Origin of the sequence: Rubrivivax sp. A210, from assembly GCF_904426505.1 — a bacterium.
Classification (GTDB): Bacteria; Pseudomonadota; Gammaproteobacteria; order Burkholderiales; family Burkholderiaceae_C; genus Rubrivivax.
This window is the reverse complement of record NZ_CAJGBN010000012.1, coordinates 407724-424190: the sequence shown is the minus strand read 5'-3', so window position 1 is coordinate 424190 and position 16467 is coordinate 407724. Positions and strand designations below refer to the sequence as shown.

Annotated in this window: 13 protein-coding genes; 6 read left to right on the top strand and 7 right to left on the bottom strand. The window is 70.8% G+C overall.

The window, feature by feature from the left end:
• Positions 1 to 67: 67 nt before the first annotated feature.
• Positions 68 to 298: a bacterioferritin-associated ferredoxin gene (locus JMV16_RS10730; RefSeq protein ID WP_201494223.1), complete on the bottom strand. Its 231-nt coding sequence runs from the start codon at positions 296 to 298 to the stop codon at positions 68 to 70.
• A gap of 110 nt (positions 299 to 408) precedes the next feature.
• On the opposite strand from JMV16_RS10730, the gene bfr reads away from it, so the two are divergent.
• A complete protein-coding gene (gene bfr, locus JMV16_RS10725; RefSeq protein ID WP_201494222.1) occupies positions 409 to 888 on the top strand; it encodes a bacterioferritin in 480 nt (159 codons plus the stop codon).
• An 18-nt stretch (positions 889 to 906) separates the two neighbouring features.
• Here the strand turns inward: bfr and JMV16_RS10720 are convergent, their stop codons facing one another.
• From JMV16_RS10720 to serC, 3 genes are read right to left on the bottom strand one after another with little or no spacing between them, the layout of a single operon-like run.
• The gene (locus tag JMV16_RS10720; protein ID WP_201494221.1) at positions 907 to 1692 is read right to left on the bottom strand and encodes an enoyl-CoA hydratase/isomerase family protein; all 786 of its coding nucleotides are present in this window, start codon (positions 1690 to 1692) and stop codon (positions 907 to 909) included.
• A gap of 2 nt (positions 1693 to 1694) precedes the next feature.
• Entirely contained in the window at positions 1695 to 2888 is a 1194-nt protein-coding gene (locus JMV16_RS10715) for a phosphoglycerate dehydrogenase (RefSeq protein WP_201494220.1), read from the bottom strand.
• A complete protein-coding gene (gene serC / locus JMV16_RS10710; protein WP_201494219.1) occupies positions 2881 to 3963 on the bottom strand; it encodes a 3-phosphoserine/phosphohydroxythreonine transaminase in 1083 nt (360 codons plus the stop codon). Before serC ends, JMV16_RS10715 begins: the two co-directional genes overlap by 8 nt.
• A gap of 185 nt (positions 3964 to 4148) precedes the next feature.
• Between serC and JMV16_RS10705 the strand changes: the two genes are divergently transcribed.
• The 3 genes from JMV16_RS10705 to JMV16_RS10695 are packed head-to-tail and all read left to right on the top strand — an operon-like array spanning position 4149 to position 8721.
• On the top strand, positions 4149 to 4592 hold the full coding sequence (locus JMV16_RS10705) for a universal stress protein (RefSeq protein ID WP_201494218.1): 444 nt from the start codon (positions 4149 to 4151) through the stop codon (positions 4590 to 4592).
• Positions 4592 to 5794, top strand: a complete 1203-nt coding sequence (locus JMV16_RS10700) for an NAD(P)H-dependent flavin oxidoreductase (protein ID WP_201494217.1) — start codon at positions 4592 to 4594, stop codon at positions 5792 to 5794. Before JMV16_RS10705 ends, JMV16_RS10700 begins: the two co-directional genes overlap by 1 nt.
• Before the next feature lie 53 nt (positions 5795 to 5847).
• Positions 5848 to 8721, top strand: coding sequence for an adenosylcobalamin-dependent ribonucleoside-diphosphate reductase (locus JMV16_RS10695; RefSeq protein WP_201494216.1), 2874 nt, complete (start codon positions 5848 to 5850; stop codon positions 8719 to 8721).
• 40 nt (positions 8722 to 8761) lie between these two features.
• On the opposite strand, the gene JMV16_RS10690 is transcribed toward JMV16_RS10695, so the two are convergent.
• Together JMV16_RS10690 and JMV16_RS24525 are read right to left on the bottom strand one after the other, a co-directional pair.
• Positions 8762 to 9082 carry a c-type cytochrome gene (locus JMV16_RS10690; RefSeq protein ID WP_201494215.1) on the bottom strand — a complete coding sequence of 107 codons (321 nt, stop codon included), beginning with the start codon at positions 9080 to 9082 and terminating at the stop codon, positions 8762 to 8764.
• A gap of 128 nt (positions 9083 to 9210) precedes the next feature.
• A complete protein-coding gene (locus JMV16_RS24525) occupies positions 9211 to 10761 on the bottom strand; it encodes a methyl-accepting chemotaxis protein (protein ID WP_310737089.1) in 1551 nt (516 codons plus the stop codon).
• Between the two features lie 379 nt (positions 10762 to 11140).
• On the opposite strand from JMV16_RS24525, the gene JMV16_RS10680 reads away from it, so the two are divergent.
• Together JMV16_RS10680 and JMV16_RS10675 are read left to right on the top strand one after the other, a co-directional pair.
• Entirely contained in the window at positions 11141 to 13594 is a 2454-nt protein-coding gene (locus tag JMV16_RS10680) for a PEP-CTERM sorting domain-containing protein (protein ID WP_201494214.1), read from the top strand.
• 34 nt (positions 13595 to 13628) lie between these two features.
• Complete coding sequence (locus JMV16_RS10675) at positions 13629 to 14315, top strand: DUF6781 family protein (protein WP_201494213.1); 687 nt, start codon at positions 13629 to 13631, stop codon at positions 14313 to 14315.
• A gap of 56 nt (positions 14316 to 14371) precedes the next feature.
• Here the strand turns inward: JMV16_RS10675 and JMV16_RS10670 are convergent, their stop codons facing one another.
• On the bottom strand, positions 14372 to 16390 hold the full coding sequence (locus tag JMV16_RS10670; RefSeq protein ID WP_201494212.1) for a M13 family metallopeptidase: 2019 nt from the start codon (positions 16388 to 16390) through the stop codon (positions 14372 to 14374).
• Between the last annotated feature and the right edge of the window lie 77 nt (positions 16391 to 16467).

Below are 16467 nucleotides of genomic sequence, written 5' to 3'. Positions count from 1 at the left end.
GCCTAGGCGGGCGGTTTCTTACTGCTGGCGCCTGCTGCGTGGGCGTGGGCCAGAGCCGCGCGCCGGTTCAGGCGCTCAGCTGCGCAGGGCTGGCGCCGCAGCGCCCGGCGCCGGCGCAGTGGCCGCAGCCACCGCCGCCGCCAAGCTCAGCAAAGCTGTCTTGCGCGTGTTCGATGCAGCGGCCGCAGGCAGTGCCGACCCGGGTGTGCTGCTGAAGCTCGGCAAAGCTGTCGCAACCGGCCTGCACGGCACGGTTGATGTCGCGGTCACTGACGCGGTGGCAGACGCAGATGATCATGCGCCAATCATAATGCGAATAGTTCGCGTTAGCAATTGTCTTTGACGCGCAAGCGCAATAGTCGGGTCGCCTCCCATAATCAGTGCGAACCAGCCACTCCGGGAGCCCCCATGCAAGGCGACGCCAAGGTCATTGCTTATCTCAACGCCCAGCTCAAGCTCGAGCTCACCGCCATCAACCAGTACTTCCTGCATGCCCGCATGCTCAAGAACTGGGGGTTCGAGCGCATGGCCAAGCACGAGTACGAGGAATCGATCGAGGAGATGAAGCATGCCGACAAGCTGGTCGAGCGCGTGCTGATGATCGACGGCCTGCCCAACTTGCAGGATCTGGGCAAGCTGCTGATCGGCGAGAACGCCGTCGAGACGATGCACTGCGATCTCAAGATCGAGCTGGCCTCGCAGGTACACCTGAAAGAGGCCATCGCCCACTGCGAGAGCGTGCGCGACTATGTGAGCCGCGAACTGCTGGAAGAAATCCTTGAGGACACCGAGGAGCATATCGATCACCTCGAGACCCAGATCGAGCTGGTGGCCAAGGTGGGCGAGCCCAACTACCTGCAGACGCAGATGGGCGGCGGCGCCACCTAGCGTGATTCGTCGCGGACCCTAGCTGCCGCTGAAGTGCGGCGCGCGCTTGGCGGCGTAGGCAGCCAAGCCCTCGCGCAAGTCGGCGCTGCCTGCGCACAGCGCCTCGCGCTCGCGCAGGCGGGGCAGATCGAAGTCGCCGCGGGCGATCTCGTCCAGCGAGGCCTTCATGCCTTTCACGGCCAGCGGCGCGCCGGCCTCCAGCGCGGCAGCGTAGGCGGCGATGCGCGCGTCCAGCGCCTCGGCGCCCACGCATTCGTCGAGGTAGCCGATGCGCAGCAGTTCGTCGGCCGCCACCGCCTCCGCCAACAGAAAGAGCCGCTTGGCCGCGCCCAGGCCCAGGCGCGAGACATAGCGGCGCAGGCCGCCCGGGTAGTAGTGCAGGCCCAGGCGCGCGGCTGGCATGCGCAGTTCCATCCCGGCCACGCCGATGCGGAAATCACAGGCCAGGGCGAGGTCGGTGGCACCGCCGTAGACGCTGCCGTTCAGGCGCGCCACCGTGGGCAGGGGCAGGGCTTCGAGCGCGTCCACCGTGCGCTCGAAGAGCTGGGGCTCGGCGCTGCCGTCGCCCGCGCCCAGCTCACCGAGGTGGAAGCCGGCGCAGAAGCTGGGGCCGCGCGCCGTCAGCACCAGCAGGCGTGCCGCGGGGGCGGCGGCGACGGTCTTGAAGTGGTCCTGCAGCGCGAGAAGGTCTTCGCGGTGCAGGCGGTTGTGGTGGCGCGGGCGGGCCAGCGTCACCGTGGCGCGCCCGGCGGCGTCGAACTCCAGCCGCGGCGGGCCTTCGACCGCGCCCGTGTGCAGGCCCATGCTCAGCGCTGGGGCAGGTAGCGCACCGCCAGCACGCCGTGAATGGCGCGCAACTCGTCCAGCACCGCCGGTGCCACCGGCGCCTCGACGTCGACCAGGGTGTAGGCCATCTCGCCGCGCGACTTGTTGACCATGTTGTGGATGTTGAGCCCGGCGCGCGCCATCGCGGTGGAGATCTGGCCCAGCATATTGGGCACATTGCTGTTGGCGATGGCCACGCGCCAGGCCGATTCGCGCGCCATCTGCACCGCGGGGAAGTTCACCGCGTTGGTGATCTGGCCGTGCTCCAGGTAGTCGCGCAGCTGGTCGACCACCATCACGGCGCAGTTCTCCTCGGCCTCGCGCGTGCTCGCGCCCAGATGGGGCAGGGCGACGACGCGCGGATGGCCGTGCAACTCGGCGCTGGGGAAATCGCAGACATAGGCCGAAAGCCGCTCGGCCGCCAGCGCGTCCAGCACCGCCGCATTGCTGACCACGCCGTCGCGGCTGAAATTGAGCAGCACCGCGCCCGGCCGCATGAGGCCGACATTGCCGTCGTTGACGAGGTGGCGCGTGGCCTCCACCAGCGGCACATGCAGGCTCACGAACTGGGCCCCGCGCAGCACTTCGTTGACGCTGGCGGCGCGCCGCACCTGCGAGGGCAGGCTCCAGGCCGCGTCGACCGTGATCTCGGGGTCGAAGCCGAGCACCGTCATGCCCAGCTTGATGGCGGCTTCCGCCACCAGGCAGCCGATCTTGCCCAAGCCCACGATGCCCAGGGTCTGGCCCTGCAGCTCGTAGCCGCCAAAGGCCTTCTTGCCGTTCTCGACCACGGCGTCGAGGTCGGCCGCGGTGACATCCAGCGCCGAGACGTAGCGCAGCGCCGGGGCGATCTGGCGCGCCGCGATCAGCATGCCGGCCAGCACCAGTTCCTTCACCGCATTGGCGTTGGCGCCGGGGGTGTTGAAGACCGGCACGCCGCGTGCGCTGAGCGGAGGGATGGGGATGTTGTTGGTGCCGGCGCCGGCGCGGCCGATGGCGCGCACGCCGGCCGGGATGGCCATGGCGTGCAGGTCGGCGCTGCGCACCAGGATGGCGTCGGGCTCGGTGATGTCCTTGCCGACGCGGTAGATCTCGGGCGGCAGGCGCGACAGGCCGCTGGCCGAGATGGCGTTGAGCACCAGGACCGCGAGGCGGTCAGCCCCCGCGTCAGCCATTTTTCGCCTCGAACTCCTTCATGTAGGCCACCAGCGCCTGCACGCCGGCCAGCGGCATGGCGTTGTAGATCGAGGCGCGCATGCCGCCCACCGAGCGGTGGCCCTTCAACTGCATCATGCCGCGCGCCTCGGCGCCCTTGAGGAAGGCGCCGTCCAGCGCCTCGTCGTGCAGCTTGAAGGGCACGTTCATCAGGCTGCGGCAGTCGCGCGCCACCGGCGCACTGTAGAAGCGGGTGGTGTCGAGGTAGTCGTAGAGCAGCGCCGCCTTCTGGCGGTTGTGGGCCTCGATGGCGGCCAGGCCGCCCTGGGCCTCGAGCCACTTGAACACCAGGCCGGCGATGTAGATCGCATAGGTGGGCGGCGTGTTGTACATGCTCTCGTTGTCGGCCACGGTCTTGTAGTCGAAGGCCGAGGGCGTGACGGGCAGGGCGCCGCCGAGCAGGTCGTCGCGCACGATCACGATGGTCAGCCCGGCGGGGCCGATGTTCTTCTGCGCGCCGCCGTAAATGGCGCCGTACTTCGAGACGTCGACCGGGCGCGAGAGGATGCTGCTCGACATGTCGGCCACCAGGGGCACGCTGCCGACCTCGGGCGTGAAGTGGTATTCGACGCCGCCTATGGTCTCGTTGCTGCAGATGTGGACATAGGCCGCCTCGGGGTCGAGCTTCCAGGTCTCGCGCGCCGGGATCGTGGTGTAGCCGCTGTCGGCGGCGCTGGCGGCGACATTGACGCGGCCGTATTTCTTGGCCTCCTTGATGGACTTCTTGCTCCACTCGCCGGTGTCGATGTAGTCGGCGCTGGCGTGGCCGCGCAGCAGGTTCATCGGCACGATGGCGTTCTCGGCGATGGCGCCGCCCTGCATGAACAGCACCTTGTAGCCGGCCGGCACGGCGAGCAGGCGGCGCAGCAAAGTCTCGGCCTCGGCGGCGATGGACATGAACTCGCGGCCGCGGTGGCTCATCTCCATCACCGACATGCCCGAGCCCTGCCAGTCCAGCATTTCCTCGGCGGCCTGGCGCAACACCGTTTCCGGCAGGGCGGCGGGGCCGGCGCTGAAGTTGAATACGCGCGTCATCGGGGCAGTCTCCATGCGGGGGGCGGGGGGCGCATTATCGGCGCAGGCGCGGCGGCCCCGGGTGCGGGCTTGACCCCTGTCAAGGCCGGGCGCCGCCTGCAAAACTACATTTGCCCGCTGCCCGCCCGCGGCACCCGACGCGGTATCGGTGCCCTGGCCAACCCTTGCCATCAGAAGGCCCCAGCATGTTCAAGCACATCCTCGTCCCGGTGGACGGCAGCGATCTGGCCGAGCGCGCGGTCGAAACCAGCCTCGAGCTCGCCAAGCGTCTGGGCGCCCGCATCACCGCCTTCGTGGCCGAGCCGATGCCGCCGCTGCCCGCCATGGGGGCCACGCCGGCTTCCTATGCGCGCGAGGCTGACACCCACCTGGCCCGCACCGAGGCCCATGCCTGGACCGTGCTCGGCCGCTTCGGCAACCGTGCCGCCGAGGTCGGCGTCGGTTTCGAGGGCAAGTTCGTGCGCAGCGAGGCGGTCGACCAGGCCATCGTCGATGCCGCCGAGGAACTCGGCTGCGATCTCATCGTGATGGTCACCCACGGCCGCGGCACCTTTGGCGAACTGCTGTTCGGCTCGCACACCAAGAACGTGCTGGCACGCAGCAAGCTGCCGCTGCTGGTGCTGCGCTGATGGCTGCCGTCGCCATGGGCCTGGACGCCCTGCTGGCTGCCAGCGGCCTGCGCCCGCTGCAACTGGCCGGCCGCAGCCTGCTGCCGGTGGTGCAGGGCGGCATGGGCGTCGGCGTCTCGGCCCAGGGCCTGGCCGGCACGGTGGCCGCCCAGGGCGCCGTGGGTACGCTCTCCAGCGTCGACCTGCGCCGCCACCATCCTGATCTGATGGAGCGCACGCGCGCCCTGCCGGCCGGCGAGGGCGCCCGCGAGGCCATCGACGCCGCCAATCTGGAAGCCATTGACCGCGAGATCGCCGCCGCGCGGCTGCGCTCTGGCGGCCAGGGCCTGCTGGCCATCAATGTGATGCGCGCGGTCAGTTCCTACGCGGCCTCGGTGAAGCGAGCGCTCGAGGCTGGCATCGACGCCGTCGTCGTCGGCGCCGGCCTGCCGCTGGACCTGCCGGAGCTGGCGAAAGACCACCCCAAGGCCGCCCTCATCCCCATCCTCAGCGACGCCCGTGGCGTGCAGCTGCTGGTGAAGAAGTGGGAGCGCAAGAAGCGCCTGCCGGACGCCATCGTCATCGAGCACCCGCGCCTGGCCGGCGGCCACCTGGGCGCGGCCCGCATCGCCGATCTGCAAGACCCGCGCTTCGATTTCGAGAACGTCATCCCCCAGGCCCTGGCCTTTTTCCGCTCTGCCGGCGTTGAGCGCGAGATTCCGCTCATCGCCGCCGGCGGCATCCGCAGCCATGCCGACATCTTGCGGCTGCAAGACCTGGGCGCGGCCGGGGTGCAACTGGGCACGCCCTTCGCGGTGACCGAGGAATGCGACGCCCACCCCGAGTTCAAGCGCGTGCTGGCCGAGGCGGCCGACACCGACATGGTGGAATTCACCAGCGTCGCCGGCCTGCCGGCGCGCGCCGTGGCCACGCCCTGGATGCGCGCCTACCTCAAGATCGAGCACCGGCTGCAGGCCGTGGCCCACGCCAAGAGCCGTTGCACCAAGTCTTTCGATTGCCTGGAACAATGCGGGCTGCGCGACGGCACGCCGGGCTGGGGCCAGTTCTGCATCGACAACCAGCTCGCGGCCGCGCTGCGCGGTGACGTCAAGAAGGGTCTGTTCTTCCGCGGCGCCGGTGCGCTGCCCTTCGGCGCCCAGATCCGCAGCGTGCGCGAGCTGTTCGAACGTCTGTTGACCCCCCTGCCTGCGCAGGCCACCTGAGTTTTTTCTCGCGTCTGACCCGGGCCCCCGGCAGCCGCTGCCGAAAGCCCGCCATGAACCGAGTCAAGACCGCCGCCAGCGCGGCCGCTGCCAGCGCCGCCCGTGCGTTGCCCGCCCAGGCCATCAGCGCCGAGGTGCTGATCGAAAAGTACGCCAAGGGCGGCGAGGCCAGCATCGCCGACGTGCATCGCCGCGTCGCCCAGGCCCTGGCCGGGGTTGAGGCCCCAGAGCGCCGCGCCCACTGGGAGGCGCGCTTTGCCGAGGCCCTGGCGGCAGGCTTCGTGCCGGCCGGGCGCATCCAGTCGGCCGCCGGCACGGGCCTGGCGGCCACGCTGATCAACTGCTTCGTGCAGCCGGTGGGTGACAGCATCTCCACCCCCGACGACGGCCACCCCGGCATCTACACCGCGCTGGCCGAGGCCGCCGAAACCATGCGCCGCGGCGGCGGCGTCGGCTACGACTTCAGCCGCATCCGCCCGCGCGGGGCCTGGGTGGGCAGCACGCAGAGCAGCGCCAGCGGCCCGGTGAGCTACATGCGCGTCTTCGACCGCTCCTGCGAGACGGTGGAATCGGCCGGCGCGCGCCGCGGCGCCCAGATGGGCGTGCTGCGCTGCGACCACCCCGACATCGAGGAATTCATCCACGCCAAGGACAGCGGCGAGCTGAAGAACTTCAACCTCTCCATCGGCCTCAGCGACGCCTTCATGCAGGCGGTGGAGGCTGACGGCGAGGTCGAGCTGGTGCATCGCGCCGAACCCGGCGCCGCCCACAAGGCGGCCGGCGCGCGCCAGCGCGAGGACGGCATCTGGGTCTACCGCCGGCTGCCGGCGCGGCTGCTGTGGGACCAGGTCATGCGCTCCACCTACGACCACGCCGAGCCCGGCGTGCTCTTCCTGGACGCCATCAACCGCGACAACAACCTCGGTTACTGCGAGGCCATCGCCACCTGCAACCCCTGCGGCGAGCAGCCGTTGCCGGCCTACGGCTGCTGCTGCCTGGGCTCGATCGACCTCACGCGCTTCGTGCGCGACGCCTTCGAGCCGGCGGCGCGCTTCGACGAAGCCGGTTTCAAGGCCGTGGCCGCGGTGGCCGTGCGCATGCTCGACAACGTGCTCGACGCCACCGTCTGGCCGCTGGCCCAGCAGCAGGAAGAGGCGCGCCGCAAGCGCCGCGTGGGCCTGGGCTTCACCGGCCTGGGCGACGCCCTGGTGATGCTGGGCCTGCGCTACGACGAGCCCGCGGCGCGCACCCAGGCCGGGCGCATCGCCGAGTGGCTGCGTGACGCGGCCTATGAAGCCTCCTGCGATCTGGCGCAGGAGCGCGGCGCCTTCCCGCTCTTCAATGCCGACCTGCTGCTCTCGGGCAATCGCTTTGCCAGCCGGCTGCCGGCGGGCCTGCGCGAGCGCATCCGCGCCCACGGCCTGCGCAACTCGCACCTGCTGTCCATCGCGCCCACCGGCACCATCAGCCTGGCCTTTGCCGACAACGCCAGCAATGGCGTCGAGCCGGCCTTCAGCTGGAGCTACACGCGCAAGAAGCGCCAGGCCGACGGCACGCTCAAGGAATACGCGGTCGAAGACCACGCCTGGCGCCTGTACCGCCACCTCAAGGGCACGGACGCCCCGCTCACGCCGGCCTTCGTGACGGCGCTGGAGATGTCGGCCCAGGCCCACGCGGCCATGGTGGCGGCGGTGGCGCCGTTCGTGGACAGCGCCATCAGCAAGACCGTCAACGTGCCGGCCGACTACCCTTATGCCGACTTCCAGGATCTCTACCTGCAGGCCTGGCGCTCGGGGCTCAAGGGCCTGGCCACCTACCGGCCGAATGCGGTGCTCGGCTCGGTGCTCAGCGTCACGCCCGAGCCGGCGGCGCCGCTCACCATCGACGCCGCCAACCGCCGCCTGGCGCTGGACCGCCTGCCGGCGCCGGTGCTCTCGAGCCTGCGCTGGCCCGGCCGGCCCGAGCTGCCGGCCGGCAACGCGGCCTGGACCTTCATGGTCCAGCACCCCTTTGGCGACTTCGCGCTCTTCGTCGGCGAGGAGGGCACGCCGCCGCGGCCTTTCGAGGTGTGGGTCAACGGCGCCGAGCAGCCGCGCGGCCTGGGCGCGCTGGCCAAGACGCTGTCGATGGACCTGCGCAGCAACGACGCCGCCTGGCTGCGCCTGAAGCTCGACGCCCTGGCCACGGTGGCCGAGGAGCGGCCCTTCGAGATGCCCTTCCCGCCCGCCGGCGACCGCCGCCCCTTCCCCGGTGTGGTGGCGGCGATGGCGGCGGTGATCCGCTGGCGCTGCAAGGAACTGGGCGCGCTCGACGCGCAAGGGCCGACGCCGGTGATCGACGCCATGTTCAGCCGCGACGAGCCGCGCACCGGCACCAGCGGCACGCTGGCCTGGGCGGTGGACATCGACAACCCGGCCACCGGCGAGGCCTTCACGCTCACGCTCAAGGAAGTGACTCTGCCCACCCCCGATGGCGGCACCGTCACCCGGCCCTGCGCCGTCGGCTTTTCGGGCAACTACCCACGCGCGCTCGATGGCCTGGCGCGCGTGCTGAGCCTGGACATGCGCGTCGTCGACCCGGCCTGGATAGGCATGAAGCTGCGCAAGCTGCTCAACTATGCCGAGCCGTTGGGCCAGTTCATGGCCTTCGTGCCGGGTGCGCGGCGCCAGCAGACCTGGCCCTCGACGGTGGCCTACATCGCGCGCCTGGTCATCCACCGCTACGCCATGCTGGGCGTGCTGGATGAAGGCGGTCTGCCGCTGCAGCAGATGGGCGTGCTGGCCGTGCCCACGGCCAGCCGGCGCGAGGCCGGAGAGATCCAGCCCATGGCCGGCAAGGTCTGCCCTGAGTGCGGCAGCGCCAGCGTCATCCACAAGGACGGCTGCGACTTCTGCACCGCCTGCGGCTACGTGGGGCAGTGCGGCTGACGAGCGGTCCGGCGGCGTGGGGATCTGCTGCGAAGGCCGTTCACTTGGTCTTCAGGATCCACTCGATCAGGCTCTTGAGGTCTGCGTCCGAGATCCGGCTCACATCGTTGGCCATCATCGGTACGACGCCCCAGTTGCCGGGGCCACCTTGGCGAACCCGGGTGGACAGGTACGGAACCGCGTCGGAGCGCGTCTTGTACTTGGCCGCGACGTCCTTGTAGGACGGGCCGACGAGCTTCACGTCGACCTTGTGGCAGGCCCCGCAGCCCGCCTTTTCGGCAAGGGCGGGTGATGCCAGGGCGGCGCCAGGCACGAGGAGGGCGCCAAGAAGGACGAGGAGGCTTCGGGTCGACGTTTGCATGGCAGGGCTCCAAGGGTTGGGTTGGCCGGGCTGCTCCACGGCCAGGATCGCCGGATCAGCGAATCTGATCGGGGAGGGGCGGGGCTGGCATCGGCGCACCTTTGTGCATCGGCAGCGGGCGCGGCGGTCTAAAGCCGGAACACCGACACCGCATCGGCCAGTCTCCGCGCCTGTTGTTCGAGGCTTTCGGCGGCGGCCGCAGATTGTTCGACCAGTGCCGCGTTCTGCTGGGTGGTCTGGTCCAGCAGGGTGACGGCATTGCCGACCTGCTCGATGCCCTGGCGCTGTTCGGCGGCGGCGCCGGTGATCTCGGCCATGAGGCTGGAGACGCTTTGCACCTGGGCCACGACGTCGTTCATCGTGGTGCCCGCTTCCTGGACCAGGGCGTCGCCAGCTTGGACCTTCTGGACCGAGTCGTTGATCAGCGTCTTGATCTGCCGGGCGGCATCGGCGCTGCGTTGGGCCAGCGTGCGCACCTCGCTGGCCACCACGGCAAAGCCGCGCCCCTGTTCGCCGGCGCGGGCGGCTTCCACGGCCGCATTCAAGGCCAGGATATTGGTCTGGAACGCGATGCCGTCGATGACCGAGGTGATGTCGGCAATGCGATGGCTGGACGACTGGATCTCGCTCATCGTGCGCACCACCTTGGCCACGGCGTCGCCGCCGCGTGCCGCGGCGGCGCTGGCGCCCTTTGCCAACTGATTGGCCTGCAAGGCGGTGTCGGCGCTGGAGCGGACGGTGCCGGTGAGCTGTTCCATCGAGGCCGCTGTCTCTTGCAGGCTGGATGCCTGCTGCTCGGTGCGGCTGGAGAGGTCGGCGTTGCCCTGGGCGATCTCGGCGCTGGCGGTGGACACGTTGTCGACACCGGTGCGCACGCTGCCCACCAGATCGACCAGGGCGGTGCGCATGGCCTGCATCGACGCCATCACGCTGCCGTGCGGCGCCGGCGCACTGCCGTCGTTGGCCAGCGAGCCTTGCGCGATGCGGCCCGCCACCGCCGCGAGGTCGGCGGGCTCGGCGCCGAGAGACCGCTTCAAGCTGCGCGTCATGCCCACGCCGATCCAGACGCCAGCGACCAAGGCACCGAGGGTTGCCACCACGGCGATCAGCAGCAGCCTGTCGTTCGAGGCCTGACTGGCCTGGAAGCTTTCCTCGGCGGACTGGACCTGCTGCTCGGTGAGCTTGTCCATGGCCTGCGCGAAGGCGGGCGCCAGCTTGCTGACGACGTCGATCTGCCGCCAGCCGTCCTCGATGCGTCCGGCCTGCTCGTGGGCAAGCACGACATCCAGCCCCTGCTCCGTCAGCGCCTTGCGGGCCTGCTCGGCATTCGATGCCAGTGCCCTTTCCTGATCGTTCATCGGCGCGGCCATGTAGGCGGACCACAGCGCAGCGGTCTTGGCCTTGTTCTCGCCGTACTCCTTGCTTCGTTTGGCGATCACGTCGGGTGTGGCGTGCATCGCCACGTCCATGATCAGGATGCGGTTGCGGGTGACGAGGTACTTGATCTCGCCCAACTGCCCGAGCGGCTTGACCGAACCTTCGGCGATGGCATGCAGCGCCGCGTCGCTCTGCCGCAAGCCCCAGGCACCCAGAAGGGAAACGAACAGGGTCAGGGCGATGAGAAGGCCGACGCCCAGCGCCAGGCTGCGGCCAACGGTCATGGATGCTTTGGCGGTCATGGAGCGGCCTCAGGGCAGGGCGAACGGTGGGTTGGGGCCGGAGATCGTCGGCGGGTGAGCCTTGCGGGCCGAGCGCGGGGCCGGCTGCGCCGGCATCGGGCCTGGCCGTGACCAGCTGCCCAGCGCGCAATGGGATGAAGTTTTCCTACGAACTACTTCGGACTTGCCAGCGAACAACTGTGGGGTCATCTGCCGGCGCAAGTGCCAAAGGTGTGACAAATTTCACGAACCAGTCTCGCCCGCCCTGGCCGCCTGCAGGCGGCACTCCGCCCGACCACGGCGTGTGCCGCCGACCCCGCGTTCATGCTATGTCCATGACGCTATCCTGGATATAAAGTCGCCGTCGGGATGCCTGGTCGGGTATCCGGGAGTCCGTGCGATGAGGTTCTCCGATTCCGGCTTTCGAAGCCGGCCCAGCGGCCGACGTGTTGGCCCGTTCCTGGCCGGCCTCTTGCTGGCCGTGGGTGGCGCGGTGCAGGCGGTCGAGGTCTATGACTGGTACCCGTCGCTGGACATCCAGACCGCCTACCTGGGCGAGCCCGGCCACTGGGTCTACATGCAGGATTTCGCCTGCCCGGTGTGCGAAGGCGGCATCAATTCGATTCCCGCGGTGGCCGCGGCGCTGGGCCCCATGGTGACGGCGCGGATGCACGGGGCCATGATCAACGGCCACCACTTCCAGGCCGGCTCGCTGAACATGCCGGCGGTGGTCGACCGCGACACCGTGTTGGGCAGCCTGCACCTGCTGGCCTACAACGGCGCGGCCGTTCCCAACCAGCCGCCTGACCGCGTCATCCGCGGCCTGCCCGGCAGCCCGGCGACGCTCAGCCTCACCGGCCTGCCCGGCGCGCCCCTGGTCGTGGGCGCGGCCGGCGGCGGTTCCAGCTTCAGCAGCCTGTCGCCCGTGGCCTTCGAGGATCTGCGGCTCACCAGCCAGGGCACGGCGCTGGTGCATGCGGGCGGCACCCTGGCCCTGCGGGGCCAGACCCTCTGGGCGCACGACGGCAGCATCGTGTTCGGTGCCAGTGCGCCGGCCGATGGCGCCCCACCTCTGCGCTACGCCGGTCTCAACCTGTGGGGTGGCAGCCTGGTGCCGACGCTGGGCGGGCGCCTGGAGATCGTGGCCGGCTCGGTCTCGCCCGGCGTGCTATCCGTGGGCGGTGGCGGCGCCAGCGCATTGCTCGAAACTCATGTGCTGACGGTGGGCGGCGAGCAGGGGCGCGGCAGCCTGAGCATTTCCGGCATCCAGTCGGTCGTGCGCGTGCTCGAGGACTTTCGCGTCGACCGCGGCCAGGGCGGCCTGGTCGACATCTCCTCTGGCGCTCAGTTCGAGGCCAGCAGCGGCAGCATCGGCCACCTGGCCTCGGCCTTTGGCGCCAATGTGCAGGTGGCCAGCGGCAGCAGCGCACGCTTTCTGCGGCGCACGGTATCCGGCGGCTTCTTTTCGTTTCCGGTCGGCGGCACGCTGGACGTGGGCACCGACTCGGTGGGCGGCGGCAGCGGCATGCGCGGCACCCTGACCACCGGCCCCGACACGACGCTGGCGGTCGAGGACCGCCTCAGTGTGGGCGGCGGCGGCGTGGGCGTGGCCCTGCTCGGCGGCGCGGTCAGCGCCGGCAGCATCCAGATCGGGCGCAGCTATGCCGCCGGCAGCGGCCGGCTCGAGACCCGGGGCGACCTGCTGGTGGGCGATCCGAATAGCGCCTTTGCGGGTGGCGGCGTGTCCATGGAAGGCCGTGCCGACTGGGTACACGGCGGCCAGGGCACGGTGCTGGGCAGCATCGGCATGGGCGTGCAGGGTGGCAATCCAGGCCAGAGCCAGGTGCTGCAGATCGTCTCCGGCGGCGTGCTCGACATCACCGGCGGCTTGGAACTGGGCACCTACCGCGACAGCAATGTCAGCCCGCTCTTGCTGGTGGAGGCCGGCGGCCGCCTGACCTTGGGTCAGGCGGCGGTGCCGGCCCTGGCCATGGTCGCGGCCGGCCCGCCCACGGTATCGATCTACGGCCGTGGCGAGTGGATCCTTGCCGGCCAGGGCCTGGTGCATGGCGATGTCGCGATCGGCGAATCGACCACCGGCTCCGGCGCCCTGCCCAGGCTGACGGTGGAGCAGGGCGGCGTGCTGCAGGTCAACGGCAGTGTGCTGGCGGGCTCTTCCTTTGGCGGCACGCCCAATGGCCAGCTGCGCGCTGACGTGGTGCTGGAGGCCGGCGCCACGCTGCAGACCTCGGGTGCGCTGGTGCTCAACACCGACACCCGGCTGGCGGGCAGCGGCACGGTGCTGGGCACGGTTGAAGTCAACGGGGGTACGGTGGCGCCCGGGTTCTCGCCGGGCCATCTGCGCATCGCCGGCGACCTGCGCATTGGCGAGCAAGACGGCTTCGGCGCCGGCACCCTGCTCATCGAGCTGGGCGAGGCCACGGCGCCGGGCCAGGGCTACGACCTGCTGGAGGTGAGCGGCCAGCTGGCACTGGGCGCGCACGCAGTGCTCGAGATCCACCTGTTGCCCGGCTTCGACGCCGGCGGCAGCTACGAATTCCTGCGCTTCGGTTCGTTGGCGGCCGACGGCGCCGGCGGCCCCGCCTGGTTCAGCCAGCTGCAACTGGTGGATGCCGGTGGCGGCAGTTTCACCGGCCTCGACTTCCGTCTGGACGGCGGCCGCTTCGGCCTGCACCTGGCGCCGGCGGCCGTGCCCGAGCCGGCCTCGGCCTTGCTGCTGCTGGCCGGTGGGCTGGGGATGGCGGTGCGGCGCCGGCGGGCGCTCGGCCATGCCGGCGGCCACGAAATGGGGCGCCGGGCGGCCTTCGCACTTGCCGGCCGCCCGCGGCAATGAGAGCATCGCGGCCACCCCAACGGAGGAGACGACGATGCCCAAACCCATGTTCGATGCCGATGCCCTGATCACCATGTTCGAGAGCGCCACCGCCAGCCAGGGTGCGCAGCTCAAGAAGGCCGCCAGCGACGCCACCCTGGCTTCGCTGCAGGGCCGCGAGCTGACGCTCAAGAACATCCGTGCCGCGCTCAAGGCGGTGGCCGAGGCGGCCAGTGCCGGCGCGGCCAAGAACCTCACCGCGGGCCTGGACCCCGAGAACCTGCTCGATCAGGCCGTGGCCGGCATGGACGACGCGCTTCTCAAGGCGGTGGAGGCCAACCGCACCGCGCTGGCCACGCTGGCGGCCCAGGGTGCCGATCTGCGCGAGAAGCACCTGGCCAAGGCGCTCGCCGATCTCGAGAAGATGGAAGACACCCTCTTCGCGACGCTCAAGAAGACCGCTGCCGGCGCCGGTGCCGGTGCGCCCATGGCTGGCGCCTGGGGCCAGGTGCTCGAGAAGATTCAGGCCGGCGGCACGCTCTCGGGCGCCCAGGCCAATGCCACGGTCGAGCAGTTCACCGAGCAGGTGCAGACGGCGGTGCGTTCGTCGCGTGCGGCCTCGATGCGCGCCGCCCAGGCCATGGCCGAGAGCTACACGGCCCTGGTCAGCGGCGTGCTGCTGGGCATGAGCGAGGCGCTGCAGTCGGCCGCCCCGGCCAAGAAGGCTGCGCGCGGCAAGTAAGCCGGCCTCGCGGTCGCTGCGCCGGTGCATTGGCGCAGCGGCCCGCTACCGGACGCCTACCAGATGCGGATGGGGTCGGCCGCCACCATGGCGTCGCCGGCCTTGCAACCAAAGGCCTGCGCAAAGGCCGGCATGTGGCTCATGGGCGCCAGCACGCGCCAGCGCGTGGGCGAGTGGCTGTCGGTGCGCAACTGGTCCACCAGCGCCTCGATGCGCATCTTGCTGCGCCACACGATGGCGTTGGCCGTGAAGAAGCGCTGTTCCGCCGTGAGCCCGTCCACCAGGGCCGGCGTCTTGCCGGCGGCGCGCTGGCGCCCCAGCGCCAACTGCAGGCCGTCGTAGGCGATCTGCAGGCCGCCGAAATCCGAGATGTTCTCGCCCAGCGTCAGCTCGCCGTTGATGCGCACGCCCGGCACCGGCTCGTAGCCGCTGTAGAGCTGGGCCACGCGCTGGGCCCGCACGCGGTAGGCGGCGGCGTCTTCCGGTGCCCACCAGTCCTGGAGATTGCCGAGGGCGTCGAACTGGCGACCGCGGTCGTCGAAGTGGTGGGTGATCTCGTGGCCGATCACAGCGCCTATGCCGCCGTAGTTGCTGGCGTCGTCGGCCGCGGCGTCGAAGAAGGGGGGCTGCAGGATGGCGGCCGGGAAGACGATCTGGTTGCCGCTGGCAGCGAAGGCGTTGACGATGTGCGGGCTCGTGAACCAGCGCTCGCGGTCGACCGGCCGGCCCAGGTCGGCCAGGCGCAGCGCGGTGTGCCAGGCGTTCACGCGCAGCAGGTTGCCGGTGTAGTCGTCGGCCTTGAGCACCAGGCCGTCCCAGCTGCGCCAGCGTGCTGGCGCGCCGATCTTGGCCACCATGGCGTCGAGCTTGGCCAGCGCCAGCCGGCGTGTGGGCGCGCTCATCCAGTCCAGCACGGCGATGCGCTGGCGCATGGCGACACGGATGTCGTCGAACATCTGGCGTGCTCGCGCCTGCGCCAGCGGCGAGAAGGCCCGGGCCACGTAGAGTTCGCCCAGGGCTTCGCCCATGGGGGCCGAGCCGCGCGAGCCGCCGATGGCCAGGATCACGCGCTCCGAGCGCGAGGGCGGCGCCTTGAGGCCGCGGATGGCGACCCGGTAGTACTCGTAGTGGGCCTGTGACAGCGTCTCCGGGCCGTGCTCGGCGGTGGCGTCGAGCAGGCGCAGGCGCAGGTAAGCCCGCCAGGCCTCGAGCGGCGTGTGCTGGGCCAGCCGGGCCAGGGCCTGCGCAAAGGCCGGCTGGCCCACCACCAGGGGCAGGGCTTCTACGCCGGCGCCGCCGCCGGTGTAGGCGGCGAGCAGGGCGCGCCAGTCGATGCCGGGCGCGCGTGCCTGCAGCGCGGCGGCATCCATCGGGTTGTATTGCGCGATGGGGTCGCGGCGCTCCACGCGCGGCGGCGAGGCGCGCGCCATCTCGGCTTCCAGCGCCATCAGCGCATCCAGCGTGGCCTCGTCGGACGGGGTTTCGGCGGCGGCCAACAGGCTGCGCGCGTAGTCGCGGTAGGCCTTTCGGATGCGGCGCGCGAGATCGTCGTCGCGGAAATAGTCGTCGCGGTCGGGCAGGCCAAGGCCGGCCTGCGAGACGGCCAGCACATGGCGGGTCGCGTCCTTGGCATCGGTGCCCACAGCCAGCGTCAGCGGTGCGGCAATCTGCAGCCGCGCCAGCTCGCCCAGCAACGCCGGCAGCTTGTCGCGCGTGAGCGCCGCCATCTGCGCCAGCAGCGGCTTTTGCGCCGCCAGGCCGCGGGCCTCGATGCTGACCACGTCCATGCCGCTGCGGTAATAGCTGGCCAGCAGGCGCAGCCCTGGGCTGGTCTGGCGCGCCGGCTCCTGCACCAGCTCGGCCAGGGCCGATTCGAGCAGGCGGTCGGCGGCGATGCGCAGCGTGTCGAAGCTGCCGACGCGGGCACGGCTGTCCGGCAGCTCGGCGCCGGCCAGCCAGCGACCGTTGACATGGGCGTCGAAATCGCTGCAGGCGCCCAAGCCTTCGGCCCGCGCTGCGCCGACCAGGGTGCAGGCGGCCAGCAAGGCGCCGAGGCGGCGGGCGGAATCACGCATGGGGCGGCGACAGGAAGATGACAGGGGAGGGAGACGATACCCGCGCCGCCCCCGCATCCGCCTGACGAGGGCTGCGC